This is a genomic window from Streptomyces sp. NPDC046925 (assembly GCF_040644915.1).
Taxonomy (GTDB): Bacteria; Actinomycetota; Actinomycetes; order Streptomycetales; family Streptomycetaceae; genus Streptomyces.
The window spans coordinates 1,173,165-1,185,897 of the sequence record NZ_JBEYWZ010000002.1 but is presented as its reverse complement, the minus strand read 5'-3'; the positions used below and the strand labels follow the sequence as shown (position 1 = coordinate 1,185,897).

General features: G+C 70.9%; 16 protein-coding genes and 1 pseudogene. 10 read left to right on the top strand and 7 right to left on the bottom strand.

The window, feature by feature from the left end:
- Positions 1–10 precede the first annotated feature (10 nt).
- Positions 11–1,867 carry a gamma-glutamyltransferase gene (locus tag ABZ906_RS11935; protein WP_361380766.1) on the top strand — a complete coding sequence of 619 codons (1,857 nt, stop codon included), beginning with the start codon at positions 11–13 and terminating at the stop codon, positions 1,865–1,867.
- Positions 1,868–1,931: 64 nt separating this feature from the next.
- On the opposite strand, the gene ABZ906_RS11930 is transcribed toward ABZ906_RS11935, so the two are convergent.
- From ABZ906_RS11930 to ABZ906_RS11920, 3 genes are all read right to left on the bottom strand, one after another.
- Positions 1,932–3,191, bottom strand: coding sequence for a cation:proton antiporter (locus ABZ906_RS11930; RefSeq protein ID WP_361380762.1), 1,260 nt, complete (start codon positions 3,189–3,191; stop codon positions 1,932–1,934).
- Between the two features lie 4 nt (positions 3,192–3,195).
- Complete coding sequence (locus ABZ906_RS11925; RefSeq protein ID WP_361183095.1) at positions 3,196–3,681, bottom strand: TrkA C-terminal domain-containing protein; 486 nt, start codon at positions 3,679–3,681, stop codon at positions 3,196–3,198.
- A gap of 110 nt (positions 3,682–3,791) precedes the next feature.
- Complete coding sequence (locus tag ABZ906_RS11920; RefSeq protein ID WP_361380759.1) at positions 3,792–5,333, bottom strand: ATP-dependent DNA ligase; 1,542 nt, start codon at positions 5,331–5,333, stop codon at positions 3,792–3,794.
- A 201-nt stretch (positions 5,334–5,534) separates the two neighbouring features.
- Between ABZ906_RS11920 and ABZ906_RS11915 the strand changes: the two genes are divergently transcribed.
- Entirely contained in the window at positions 5,535–5,978 is a 444-nt protein-coding gene (locus ABZ906_RS11915) for an SsgA family sporulation/cell division regulator (RefSeq protein WP_361380756.1), read from the top strand.
- 108 nt (positions 5,979–6,086) lie between these two features.
- Positions 6,087–6,821: a siderophore-interacting protein gene (locus ABZ906_RS11910; RefSeq protein ID WP_361380753.1), complete on the top strand. Its 735-nt coding sequence runs from the start codon at positions 6,087–6,089 to the stop codon at positions 6,819–6,821.
- Here ABZ906_RS11910 and ABZ906_RS11905 read toward each other — a convergent pair.
- The gene (locus ABZ906_RS11905; protein WP_361183089.1) at positions 6,818–7,981 is read right to left on the bottom strand and encodes a serine hydrolase; all 1,164 of its coding nucleotides are present in this window, start codon (positions 7,979–7,981) and stop codon (positions 6,818–6,820) included. The genes ABZ906_RS11910 and ABZ906_RS11905 overlap by 4 nt on opposite strands.
- 149 nt (positions 7,982–8,130) lie before the next feature.
- Between ABZ906_RS11905 and ABZ906_RS11900 the strand changes: the two genes are divergently transcribed.
- Positions 8,131–8,832, top strand: a complete 702-nt coding sequence (locus ABZ906_RS11900; protein ID WP_361380750.1) for a restriction endonuclease — start codon at positions 8,131–8,133, stop codon at positions 8,830–8,832.
- A gap of 99 nt (positions 8,833–8,931) precedes the next feature.
- On the opposite strand, the pseudogene ABZ906_RS11895 reads toward ABZ906_RS11900, so the two are convergent.
- From ABZ906_RS11895 to ABZ906_RS11885, 3 genes and pseudogenes are all read right to left on the bottom strand, one after another.
- Positions 8,932–9,048 (bottom strand): annotated as a pseudogene (locus ABZ906_RS11895) (glutathione peroxidase); the annotation flags it as partial.
- A gap of 55 nt (positions 9,049–9,103) precedes the next feature.
- Positions 9,104–9,490, bottom strand: coding sequence for an endonuclease domain-containing protein (locus tag ABZ906_RS11890; protein WP_361380747.1), 387 nt, complete (start codon positions 9,488–9,490; stop codon positions 9,104–9,106).
- Between the two features lie 20 nt (positions 9,491–9,510).
- Positions 9,511–9,726, bottom strand: a complete 216-nt coding sequence (locus tag ABZ906_RS11885; protein ID WP_361380744.1) for a hypothetical protein — start codon at positions 9,724–9,726, stop codon at positions 9,511–9,513.
- Between the two features lie 144 nt (positions 9,727–9,870).
- On the opposite strand from ABZ906_RS11885, the gene ABZ906_RS11880 reads away from it, so the two are divergent.
- The 6 genes from ABZ906_RS11880 to ABZ906_RS11855 all read left to right on the top strand — a co-directional run bounded on the left by ABZ906_RS11880 (position 9,871) and on the right by ABZ906_RS11855 (position 12,598).
- Positions 9,871–10,089 carry a hypothetical protein gene (locus tag ABZ906_RS11880; protein WP_361380741.1) on the top strand — a complete coding sequence of 73 codons (219 nt, stop codon included), beginning with the start codon at positions 9,871–9,873 and terminating at the stop codon, positions 10,087–10,089.
- Between the two features lie 173 nt (positions 10,090–10,262).
- The gene (locus tag ABZ906_RS11875; RefSeq protein WP_361381419.1) at positions 10,263–10,691 is read left to right on the top strand and encodes an HNH endonuclease signature motif containing protein; all 429 of its coding nucleotides are present in this window, start codon (positions 10,263–10,265) and stop codon (positions 10,689–10,691) included.
- 109 nt (positions 10,692–10,800) lie between these two features.
- The gene (locus tag ABZ906_RS11870; protein ID WP_361380739.1) at positions 10,801–11,190 is read left to right on the top strand and encodes a hypothetical protein; all 390 of its coding nucleotides are present in this window, start codon (positions 10,801–10,803) and stop codon (positions 11,188–11,190) included.
- A 100-nt stretch (positions 11,191–11,290) separates the two neighbouring features.
- Positions 11,291–11,455: a hypothetical protein gene (locus ABZ906_RS11865; RefSeq protein WP_361380736.1), complete on the top strand. Its 165-nt coding sequence runs from the start codon at positions 11,291–11,293 to the stop codon at positions 11,453–11,455.
- 139 nt (positions 11,456–11,594) lie between these two features.
- On the top strand, positions 11,595–12,191 hold the full coding sequence (locus ABZ906_RS11860) for a hypothetical protein (RefSeq protein WP_361380733.1): 597 nt from the start codon (positions 11,595–11,597) through the stop codon (positions 12,189–12,191).
- On the top strand, positions 12,188–12,598 hold the full coding sequence (locus ABZ906_RS11855; protein WP_361380730.1) for a hypothetical protein: 411 nt from the start codon (positions 12,188–12,190) through the stop codon (positions 12,596–12,598). The genes ABZ906_RS11860 and ABZ906_RS11855 overlap by 4 nt, the downstream gene beginning before the upstream one ends.
- Positions 12,599–12,733 lie beyond the last annotated feature (135 nt).

Genomic DNA, 12,733 nt, shown 5'->3' with positions numbered 1-12,733 from the left:
AGCAGCACTCTTGTTCACCACTAGGCCGACCCTGCAAGGCACCTTCGGCATGGTGTCCTCCACCCACTGGCTCGCCTCGCAGTCCGCGATGGCCGTCCTGGAGGACGGCGGCAACGCCTACGACGCGGCCGTCGCCGCCGGTTTCGTCCTGCACGTCGTCGAGCCGCACCTCAACGGCCCGGCGGGCGAGGTGCCGATCATCCTGGCGCCCGCCGGCGGTCAGGTGCGCGTCCTGTGCGGGCAGGGCGGCGCACCGGCCGGGGCGACCGTGGAGCACTACCGCTCGCTGGGCCTCGATCTGGTGCCGGGCACCGGTCCGCTGGCGGCCGCCGTGCCGGGCGCCTTCGACGCGTGGATGGTGCTCCTGCGCGACCACGGGACCAAGTCCCTCGCCGACGTCCTCGCGTACGCCATCGGGTACGCCGAGGACGGGCACGCGCCCGTCGAGCGCGTGGGCGAGACCGTCGAGACGGTGCGCGAACTCTTCGAGAGCGAATGGCCCTCGTCGGCCGAGGTCTACTTGCCCGGCGGCCGCTCGCCGCGCCCCGGCGAGCTCTTTTGCAACCCGGCGCTCGCCGCGACCTGGCGCCGCGTGATCGAGGAGGCGGGTGAGGGCTCGCGCGTCGAGCAGATCGAGGCCGCCCGCAAGATCTGGAGCGAAGGGTTCATCGCCGAGGCGCTGATCCGCCAGGCGGCCGTCCCCACCATGGACACCAGCGGCACCCGGCACACCGGCACCCTCACGGCCGCCGACCTCGCGGGATGGGAGGCGGGCTACGAGGCCCCGGCGACGTACGACTGGAACGGCTGGACGCTGTGCAAGGCGGGCGGCTGGAGCCAGGGCCCGGCCTTCCTCCAGCAGTTGGCCGTGCTTCCCTCCGCGCTCGCGGACCTGCCCGCCTACGGCTCGGCCGACTACGTGCACCTGCTGATCGAGGGCTGCAAGCTGGCCATGGCCGACCGCGAGGCCTGGTACGGCGACGCGGAAGGCGACGGCACGGTCCCCCTCGCCGACCTGCTCTCCCCGGCGTACAACGACGAGCGGCGCACCCTCGTCGGGGACAAGGCATCGCACGAGCTGCGCCCCGGAAGCCCCGGCGGGCGCACCGCGAAGATCTCCGCCCACGCGCGGGCCGTGGCCGACGGCGAGCCCGGCTTCGACGCGCTGGGACTGCCCGGAGCGGGCGCGGGCGAGCCGACCGTCGCCAAGAGCGGCACCTCGCCCGTGCCCGGCGAACCGTCCGTCTCGGCGGACGGCGCCACCCGCGGCGACACCTGCCACCTGGACATCGTCGACCGCTGGGGCAACATGGTCGCGGCCACGCCCAGCGGCGGCTGGCTGCAGTCCAACCCGGTCGTCCCCGAGCTGGGCTTCCCGCTCGGCACCCGCCTGCAGATGGCGTGGCTGGAGGAGGGCCTGCCCAACTCCCTGACGCCGGGCCGCCGTCCGCGCACCACCCTGACTCCCTCGCTCGCCCTCAAGGACGGCGTACCGGTGATGGCGTTCGGCACCCCCGGCGGCGATCAGCAGGACCAGTGGCAGGTGCACTTCTTCCTGGCGGTCGCGCTGCGCGAATCCGTGCGCGGCGGCCTCGACCTGCAAGGCGCCATCGACGCCCCCAACTGGCACAACGACAGCTTCCCCGGCTCCTTCTACCCGCGCGGCATGCGTCCGGGCAGCGTCACGGTCGAATCCCGCATGGACGAGGCGGTCATCGAGGAGCTGCGGCGCCGCGGACACGACGTGACGGTCGGCGAGCCCTGGTCGGAGGGGCGGCTGTGCGCCGTGGCACGCGATCCGCGCACCGGGGTGCTCTCGGCCGCGGCCAACCCGCGCGGGATGCAGGGGTACGCGGTGGGGCGGTAAGGAACCCGGAGAGCGCGACCTGCGGCCGGGCACGCGACATCGCGTACCCGGCCGCAGGACGGCGTCAGGAGCGCCCGCTCGTGTTCTGTTCGTCGAGCGACTCCTGCGAGGGCTGTTCCGGCTCCCTCGGAGCGGGCAGGGCCACCGCGGCGGCATCCCGGCGGCGCGACCTGAGGTCGCTCACGCGCGCGGCCACCGGCTGCGCGAAGCGCGCGGTCAGCGGGCCGACGACGACGAGGATCAGGACGTACGCCGTGGCCAGCGGGCCCAGTGACGGCTCGATGCCCGCGGTGACGGCCAGACCGGCGATGACGATGGAGAACTCGCCGCGCGCCACCAGCGCACCGCCCGCCCGCCACCGTCCCTTGACGGAGATCTTGGCGCGGCGGGCCGCCCAGTAACCCGTGGCCATCTTCGTGCAGGCCGTCACGACGGCGAGCACCAGTGCCGGAAGGAGCACCGGCGGAATGCTCGCCGGATCGGTGTGCAGGCCGAAGAAGACGAAGAAGACGGCGGCGAACAGGTCCCGCAGCGGCGCGAGAAGGCTGTGCGCCCCCTCGGCGGCCTCGCCGGACAGGGCGATGCCCACCAGGAACGCGCCCACGGCGGCCGAGACCTGGAGCTGCTGCGCGATCCCGGCGACCAGGATGGTCAGACCCAGGACGACCAGGAGCAGCTTCTCGGGGTCGTCGCTGGACACGAAGCGCGAGATCAGGCGGCCGTAGCGCACGGCGAGGAACAGCACGAGACCGGCCGCGCCGAGCGCGATGCCCAGGGTGAGGCTGCCCGCGGCCCAGCCGACACCGGCCAGCAGGGCGGTGATGATGGGCAGGTACACCGCCATCGCCAGGTCTTCGAGGACCAGGATGCTGAGGATGACGGGCGTCTCGCGGTTGCCGAGGCGGCCCAGGTCGCCCAGCACCTTCGCGATGACGCCGGACGAGGAGATCCAGGTGACGCCCGCAAGGACGATGGCGGCCACCGGGCCCCAGCCCATGAGCAGGGCGGCGATCGCGCCCGGCACGGCGTTGAGCGTCATGTCGACGAGGCCGGCCGGGTACTGGGTCTTGAGGTTGCTGACCAGGTCGCTCGCGGTGTACTCGAGGCCCAGCATCAACAGCAGCAGGATGACGCCGATCTCGGCGCCGATCGCGACGAACTCCTCGCTGGCGCCCAGGGGCAGCAGCCCGCCTTCGCCGAACGCGAGTCCGGCGAGCAGGTAGAGGGGGATCGGGGAGAAGCGGAACCGTCCGGCGAATCTGCCGAGCAGTCCGAGCGCGAGGATGATCGCGCCGAATTCGATCAGGAAGACAGCGGAATGCATCGAATCACTCCCGCCCGAGTATCGCGGCGGCGCTCTCCACACCCTCGCGGGTGCCGATCACGATGAGCGTGTCCCCGCCCGAGAGCCGGAAGTCCGGCGCCGGCGAGGGGATGGCCTCGGCCCTGCGCAGGACCGCGACGATGGACGCGCCGGTCTCGGTGCGCATCTGGGTCTCGCCGAGCACGCGCCCGTTCCAGTGCGAGGTACCGGAGACCTCGATGCGCTCGGCGACCAGACCGAGGTCGGTGGTGTGCAGGAGGTTCGGGCTGTGGTGCGAGGGCATCAGCGCGTCGATCAGCGCGTCGGCCTCCCCGGAACTCAGACGCAGCGAGAGCGCGCACTCGTCGGGATCGTCGGCGCGGTAGGCGCTGAGGGTACGCGCGCCGTCCCGGTGCGCGACGACCGAGATCTGGCGGTGTTCCCGGGTGGTCAGGTCGTACCGGATGCCGATGCCTGGAAGTGGCGTCTGGCTCAGGCGTGAAGCGGGCACAGCTCTTCCCCTAGGTGCTGATTGGGCTGGTGGGCGTCAATACGGCGTTAAGGTCACCCTATCGGCCCGTTCTTTGCCTGAACTTGGTGGTAGAGGGATCGCGTGCCGGACTAAGGCTGACGGTCCGCCAGCACCGTCTCGACGGAATCGGCTTCGGCGGGCGACTTGTCCTCGCGATAGCGGACGACCCGGGCGAAACGGAGCGTGACCCCGGCCGGGTAGCGGGTGGACTTCTGCAGCCCGTCGTAGGCGATCTCGACGACGAGCTCCGGGCGTACGGTCACGACGAAGCCGTCGTCGTCGACCGCGAGCTCACGCAGCCGCTCGGTCTGCCAGGCGAGCATCACGTCGGTCATGCCCTTGAACGTCTTGCCGAGCATGGCGAACGTGCCGTCGTCGCGCCGGGCGCCCAGGTGGAGGTTGGAGAGCTTGCCGGTGCGCCGCCCGTGCCCCCACTCGGCGGCCAGGACCACCAGGTCGAGGGTGTGCACGGGCTTGACCTTCAGCCAGCCGGCCCCGCGCCGCCCCGCGCTGTACGGCGCGTCCAGGGCCTTGAGCACGACCCCCTCGTGGCCGCGGCGCAGCGTGTCGGCGAAGAACGCGTCGGCGGCGCCCAGCTCCCCCTCGTCGGCGGGGTCGGCGACGACGGTGCGCCGCACCCGCATCGGCTCGGGGACAAGCCGCGCCAGGTGGCCGTGCCGCTCGGCCAGCGGCAGGTCGAGCAGATCCTGCCCGGCGGCGTACAGGACGTCGAAGAAGACGGGGGAGACGGGGAGCGCGGCGGCCGCGGTGGTGACGTCCACGCGGGAGCCGACGCGTCCGGCGATCTCCTGGAAGGGCCGGGGTCTGCCCTCGTCGTCCAGGGCGATGACCTCGCCGTCGAGAATGAACGCCTCGCCCTTCAGGTCCAGGGCGGCGGAGGTGAGTTCGGGCAGGCGGTCGGTGATGTCGTCCAGGGTGCGGGTGTAGACGCGGACGTCGTCCCCGTCGCGGTGCACCTGCACCCGGATGCCGTCCAGCTTCTCCTCGACGGCGCACGGCCCGGCCAGCTTGCCGATGCCCTCGGCGACGGAACCCGCTCCCTGCGCGAGCATCGGGAGCACCGGCCGGCCGACGCTGAGCAGGAACTCCTCCAGGGCGCCGGGGCCCCGCGCGAGAAGGGCCTCGGCGACCGGGGTCACCGCCCCGGCCAGCATCACCGCGCGCCGCACGGCGGGGGGCTCAGCCTTGGTGGCCCGGGCCAGGCCCTCCACGGCGATGGCGTCGAGCGCGCCCTGGCGGACCTCGCCGGTCAGCAGCCCGACGAGGAACCGCTGCTCCTCGGCGGTGGCCGCGCCCATCAGTTCCCGCACCAGGCGTTTGCGCTCGCCCTGCGATCCCTGGCCGGAGACGGCGCCGATCGCGGTGAGGGCGGCGTCCGTGGCCTGGACGGTGAGGGTGGGCTCGGCGGCGGGCGGGGGCGGCTCCTTCAGGAGGCTCCACCCGATCCCGAGCCGCCCCTGGGGCAGGCGGCCCGCCAGGTAGGGGATGACGATGGGCGCGTCGGCGGCGGCGGCCGAGCGGAAGAGATCGGCGAGCAGGGTGATCTTCTGGGAGCGGGCGGGCGTGGTGGCCACGGTGGCGGACACGTGTGCGAGGCGGGCTAGCAGCATGCGTTCTCCTTTCCCCGGTCCCGCGCCTTCCCGAAACCGGGGGCGTCTGTGGCGGCGGGTACCCGGCAGCCGAGGCGCAGGTGACGCAGGTCACAAAATTTGTCCCGCGTGTCGCGTAATGAATCCCCTGCCGCGGACTCCAACAGATACGGAAGAAAGCCGAGCGGGCAGCGGCAGCTGTGCGGGAAGAGGAGTCCGATCGTGGCCGACAGACTTGACCACCCCGCCCGCGCCCGCCTGATCACTCCCGAGGGGCGCGAGCGCGCGCTGCCCGTGGTCCTGCGTTACGCGTCGGCCGACCCCCTGGCCGTCCAGATCGCCTTCCCGCCGGAGGCCTCCCTCGACGGCGCGGAAGTCACCTGGATCTTCGCCCGCCGACTCCTCGAAGAGGGGATCCGCGTCCCCGCGGGCGGCGGCGACGTGCAGGTCTGGCCGTGCGGGCGGGCGCGCACGGTCCTGGAGTTCCACGCTCCGCAGGGTGTCGCCCTGGTGCAGTTCGACAGGGCGGTGCTGCGCAGGTTCCTGGCGCGCACGTACGCCCTCGTGAAAGCGGGGCGCGAGGCCGACGGGCTGGGCCTGGACCGGGATCTGGACCGCCTCCTGGGAGGTACGGAGTGCGACAACCCCCCGTCCGATCAATATTAGGTTAGGCTGCCCTAACTTAATCGCGACGGGCGGGCTCCGGCGGTCGAGGCGGTCGACAGGGTCAAGGCTGCCCGGCCATCCGCCCGCCCGGCAGGGGAGGGGCATCGAATGGGGCATGGCTGGGAGGGCGTGGTCCTCAAGCTGTTCCGCGGCAAGGACTTCGAGTTCACCGTGACCGGGGCGCAGGACGTCACCGAGCACTACCGGCGCCTGCACCTCACGGACGGCGGCATGCTCGCCCTGACCGGGGTGCATCCCACGATGTGGGTGCGCCTGTGGATCGACCAGGCGGACGGCCGGCACCACCAGCGCGCGTACACGCTGGTGGACCCCGACCCCGCCGCGGGGACCTTCAGCCTGGAGTTCGCGCTGCACGACGGCCCCGCTAGCGACTGGGCCCGCAAGGCCGCTCCGGGGGACAGGATCGAGGCCACCTTGCAGGGCACCGGCTTCGACGTGCCCGATCCGCTGCCCGCGCGGCTCGTGGTCATCGGCGACACGGCGGCGGTCCCCGCGGTCAACTCGCTCCTGACCGCCATGCCCGGCGTGCCGGCCACCCTCTGGCTCGAGACGCAGCACGCCTCGGACCACGACCTGGACCTGCGCCTGGACCCGGCCCTGCACGACCTGCACCGGGTGGAGCGGCGCGACGCGGGCGGTCATCTGGTCGACGAGGTCAGGGCCGCGCTGCCCGCCCTGGTCGAGGACCCCGCCGACGTGTACGTATGGATCACCTGCGACACGGCGACGACGCGGGCCCTGGCCTCGTACGTCCGCAAGGACCTCTCGATCCCCCGCCACCGCGTGCACGCGCTCGGCTACTGGCGCCCCGGCAAGCGCTAGACGCGGGCCCTGCGCCGCCGGATCACCACCACCGCACCGGCCAGCAGCGCCGCACAGCCGGCGGTGACCAGGAGGATCGACGTCCAGTCCGAACCGTCGTCGCCGACCGAATGGGCGGCGAGCTCGGCGTCGGGTGCGGCGGCCCGCGCCGCGTCCCGCTTCTCGCTCTCGGGGATCAGCGAACCCACCGGCCTGACGTGCGGCGCCGCCTTGAACCCCCAGTCGAGGAGCGCCCTGGCCTCCTCGTACACGCGATAGCCGCCGCCGGCCTGAGGGTTCATCACCGACACGACGAGCGTGCGGCCGTCGCGCTGCGCCGCGCTGACCAGGGTGTTGCCCGCGTGGCTTGTATAGCCGTTCTTGATGCCGAGCAGTCCGGGATAGCGGGCCACGCCGTCGGCGCCGGTCAGGAGCCGGTTGGTGTTCTGGATGGGATAAGACCAGTTGCCGTTGGGGAACTTGGCGACCGCCGTCGAGCAGTAGCGCGAGAACTCCGGGTCCGCGAGCCCCGCCCGGCCGAAGACCGCCAGGTCGTACGCCGACGAGACCTGCCCCGCCGCGTCGTAACCGTCCGGAGAGACCACATGGGTGTCGCGGGCGCCCAGCGCGCGGGCCTTGGCCCGCATCTGACGGACGGTCTGCTGCCAGCCGCCGTTGAGCTTGGCGAGCACGTGCACGGCGTCGTTGCCCGAGCTGAGGAACACGCCGCGCCACAGGTCGGCGACGCTGTAGCTGCGCCCCGGCTCGACGCCCACCAGACTGCTGCCGTCGCCGACGCCGTCGAGTTCGCTCTGGGTGACCTTGTGCCGGGCGACGGCGTCCAGGTGGGGCAGCGCGGTGAGGGCGAAGAGCGACTTCAGGGTGGAGGCGGGCGGCAGTTGACGGTGCGCGTTGTGGGCGGCGAGGACTTCGCCCGAACGGGCGTCGGCCACCAGCCAGGAGAGCGCGGAGACGTCGTCCGGCACGGCCGGGGCGCCCGTGCCGGGGCGGGCCTGGACTCCGGGCCGGTCCAGGAGGTCCGAGGAGTACGCCGGGCCCGGCTTGGGCGGTGAGGGCTCGGCCGCGGCGGCCGCCACGGGTGTGGGCAGGAGGACCAGGGCGGCGACCGCGAGTGCCGCGGTGCGGGCGGATGAGGAGCGCGAGAGGTACCTGATGACCATTCAGTCACCGTATGAGCGCGCCCCGGAGCCCGCAGGTCGGCTTGGTCCGGCTGGATGTACCGGGTGGCGTCGGACCGTGGACGCGTGCGCCCTTCCCGAACCCGCCGTCCCTGCCCACACTGCTGGCAGGGACGGCGGAGGGGGCTGTGATGACCGCTCGACGGGGATGGCGCGCGGCGGCGCGAAAGCGGCACAGGACACCGTGGAAGCCCGTGGCGGTGTGCGCCGCCGTGCTGATCCTGCAACTGCTGATGATCTGGACGGATCTGCGGCCCTACGCGACGGGAGCGTTGGTCCTTGGCGTGCTGGGGGCCGTGCTGTGGTGGCTGTGGCGCACGGACCGGATGGTGCGCGACCGCGACCGCGCGTGGCGGGAGAAGGAGGAGGTGCGGGCGGGCCGGCGGACGCTCGCCGACGCGGACGCGATGACCGGCACGCAGTTCGAGGAGCTGGTCGCCGGGCTCTGCCGCAGGGACGGGTGCACCGACGTACGCCGCGTGGGCGGGGCCGGGGACAACGGCGTCGATGTCGCCGGACGGCTCCCGGACGGCCGGAGCATGATCATCCAGTGCAAGCGGTACGCACCGCACCGCGCCGTGGCCAGCCGCGACCTGCGCGATCTCCTGGGCTCGCGCGTGCACTTCGGGGCCGATGTGGCGATCTGCGTGACGACCGCGCGCTTCAGCGGCCCCGCCCTGACGTTCGCGGCGGGCAACGGCATCGCCACCGTGCACCGCGACCACGTGGGCCTGTGGAACAGCGGGGCCGCCCTGCCGTCGCTCCTCGGCATCAGCGACGCGGGCCAGGGCGACCACCGGCACCGGGTGCGCTGGAAGAAGACGTACGGATAGCAGGCCCATCCCGCACACCGGCCCACCCCGCACGGGGGACGGCGAAGGCGCGGCGCCCCGGCAGTCGCCGGTGCGCCGCGCCTTCGCCGTGCGGCCGGGTTACTTCGGCAGGTTCGCCTCGATCGCGGCGATGACCTCGGGAGCATCCGGCTCGGTCTTCGGGCCGAACCGGGCAGCCACCTCGCCGTCGGCGCCGATGACGAACTTCTCGAAGTTATCGACTTAATTGTGTCGACTGATCAAGTCTTGACCAGCGGTGATGCGGTAGCGGTCAGGTGCGGTGGAGAGGTCGAACGAGCGCCGTGGTCTGAAGCCCGCTGTTGCGGGCTTGCCAGCTGTTGGCCGCATACCGCCGGGCGGCGGCCTCCCAGCTGCGGTTGGCGCCCCACCGTTTCCGGCCGTCGAAGCAAGCCATCACCGCGTTGCACTTGTCGCAGAGCAGACCGCGAACGAAGCTCTCGTTGCGGTCCTGGTAATGATCGATGACCAGCCGCTTGCCACCGGTTTCGTTTTGGGGAGTCCGGCATATCTCGCAGCACCCAGCAGCCCTGGCGTGCAGGGAATCGAATTCATCACAACTGAGCCGGTATTCGGCGTAGTGGTGGCAGAGCTTGCCTTCGGGGTGATGACGATTCTCGGTCCTGTAGCTGATCTCCATAGCTGCTGCCCTCTGCTCCTTCATCGCGTCTCTGACCACGGGCCGGCCGGGGGGCGTTCGGGAAGCTTGGCTCCGGGGCGCCGCATGTACCAGTTGATGAACTCGCGCAGCACCTTGGCGCGCGGGCTGCGGCCTGTCGGGTGAACCACCTTCGCTGCGTCGCCGAACGGCTCCCACTCGCTCCTGAGCGCGCGGAACTGGCGGGGCTCAAGCTCATCTGCCGTGTCGTCAGCCATGGCGCCCACGGTATCCGTTTGTAGCTACGCGGAACAAGGTCTCCCACTTCAGTTGTAGCTACGAAATCATGGTGCACGCCCCTTCTTTGTAGCTACAAGCGCCCGTATCGTTGTAGCTACAAGAGGCAAGCAGGGGAGGACATCATGTTCAACGTCTTCATCGACCACCCGGTGACGGGAACGAACATCGAGACCGTCAGCCTGGACAAGGCGTACGAGGCGTCGGCCGTCGCCAACTACTGCGCGGACGCCGGATACCGCGTCGACACCGACCTGTGGGACGCGACCGACCAGTACGCGATGGTCTCGCCCGCCCTCTTCGAGGGCCTGAACCTGGCGCGGTTCGAGAGCGATCTGTCGTGACTGATCACGGGCGGTGCGTGACATGTGGAGCGCAAGCCACGAGCCCCCGTGCTCGCGGGCGTTGCCGCCGCTGTTACGACCGCCATATCAAGGTCCTGAAAGCGTGTGGTGACTTCGTGCCCGTGCGTGGCGGTCGGCCTTCTCGCCCTCCGGCTGAACGGATCTTGAGCAAGGTGGTGCCTGGCTGGGGTGGCTGCTGGATTTACACGGGGCGCATCCGGGAGGACGGCTACGCAGACATTCGGGACGCCGCCACAGACCGCACGACGATGGCCCATCGCGTGACATACGAGGCGTTCATCGGGCCCATCCCCGAGGGACTTCAGCTCGATCACCTTTGCCGTAACAGGCGCTGCGTCTTTCCGTGGCACCTCGAACCAGTAACAGCCAGGGAGAACCTGCGGCGAACGCCGACGTCGTGGGTCGCCCGGTTCGGTGAGCGTGATCACTGCGACAAGGGCCATGAGCTGACGCCGGAGAACACGCAGTTCGGCCATCGATTCAGGAACGGCCGCAAGGTCGTCTACCGCATCTGCGCCACCTGCAAGCGCGCCTACTACAAGGCATGGCGTGCGAGCCGGAAACCCAAGGAGCCGTCATGATCCTCCCCTTCGTCGTCTGGGTCTGGAACCACTGGCTGCTGTACCTGCTGCTCGCCGCCGCGATGGTCTTGGTGGCGGTCGCGGTGACCATCAGGACGGGGCGGGCGTCGTGAGCGCCCCGGAGAAGCCGAAGCGGATCACGGTCTGGCTGAGCTCAGGCAAGGTCGCGCAGGCCTTCGCCTACCCCGGCCCTTGTTACGACGCGGGCGCCTGCGTCTGCGGAGTCCATAAAGGTGAGGGGCAGTGCGAGTTCGGCGATTGCCACAACGAGCGGTCGACCGGAGGCGGCAACCTCTGCGACGACTGCGCTTCACGCCCCTGGAAGGTGGCTCTTCCGGGTCTTCACGGGCCCAATGCGCAAGTCGATGAGCCTGCCCCGCTCGCTCCTGAGGATGCATCCGCGCCTGTGGATGAGGCGACCATGCTGCGTGAAGCGGAGGCCGCGTACACCAAATGGCACATACGCCAGTTCGGCTGCACGCCGCCCCATGAAGTCTGACCCACCCACCCCGCCCCGGCCACGGTCACCACGGACGTAGCCGCAAAGGCAGACCGGGGCACCGACTCCATCCCACCCGCAGCCCTGAGGGGGGCACACCATGCTCGAACTGCCGGATGACCTGCCCGTAGCGGTCCACTGGGAACGCACGGTCTACAGGGACGAAGAGGAACATCTCACGCTGATCCCGTGCCAGACGCACTGCGGCGAACCGGTCGGCCTGATCCTCGAAGACGCCGAAGCCGAAGCCCTCGCCCGCCGGTGAGGGCTGACCCCCATACCCCCGCTCCGGGCAGCATCCCCCCGCGCCCGGAGCGGGCTCCCCGCAGACGCCCCCGCCGCCATCCCACGCCCTGGCGGGGGCGTCTGTCTCCTCTCAACTCCCGGCCCTGGAAGGGGGCGTCATGGACCTGTTCGGAAAGATCCACACGCTGAATGAGCACATGGCTACAGCGGGCCGCGAAGGAATCGTCTTCACGTCGCGGTACAAGAAGCCGATCACGGATGACGTCCTGATCAATGCCTTCCACCCCACCACCGGTGCGGGCCGCAGCTTCCTGATGAACCGCGCTGAGGTCGAGGAGCTGCACGGCGCGCTGGGCAAGTGGCTCGACACCGGGTGGGCCGGATTCGTGGACGGAGCGCCGGGACCCGGCAAGGGCTACAAGGACGACACGGGGACGGTGACCGAGGCGCGCCCGACGCTCGATGCACTGCACCGGCAGGCCAAGGAGCGGGCTGAGAACGACAGGCGCCTCGATGAGAGCCGCAAGGCGCAGTACGCCCGGCACACACATGACGAGCTGGTCGAAGAGATCCGGCTGCTGAAGTGGAATCTCGATGCCGCCAAGCGCGACGTACAGGGGTGGCGCGACTCGGCAGACCGCGACCGCGAGGGCTTCGAGCGGCAGATCAACGCCCTGCGCAAGGCGATCAACGGCCGGAAGACGGTGCCGGTCGCCGACCTTGAGGCAGCGATGAAGGAGGCGCGCGAGTCGTGAGCGGCAAGCAGCAGTGGCACGAGCAGTGGTACGAGAACCGCGTCCGGCTGTGGCGCAACCTGTGCGACGCGCTGAACGCGCTGGAAGAGGCAGGCGAGCGTCCGGGTCTGAACACGGTCGAAGAGAACGGCGCCGTGACGCTTCGCTTCATCAACGGGGAGAACGCAGAGGTGAATCACTGCGACGGCCAGCCCTGGACGCTTGCTCTCGCGGTGAATGCCCTCAACCGCGACATCTATCAGGCGGGCGACCGCGTCACCTACGCAGAAGAGGCCGGGACGGTGAAGGAGGTCTTGCCCGCTGGCGGACTGACGCCCGTGGAGCGGCTCGATGTGCAGTGGGACAGCGGCAAGCGAAGTGCCGTGTGGGTCTCGGACATCGCGCTCACCGGACACGAGACCCCCTGAAGACCACCCTCGCGTCCCGCGGCTCCAACCGGGGCGGGAGGGTGCGAGCCCCGCCATCCCGGGCTGTTGGCGCAGCCAGGGGATGCCGCCCGTACAAGTCAGGCCGGGGCGCCCAAGACCTGATCAACACCCATC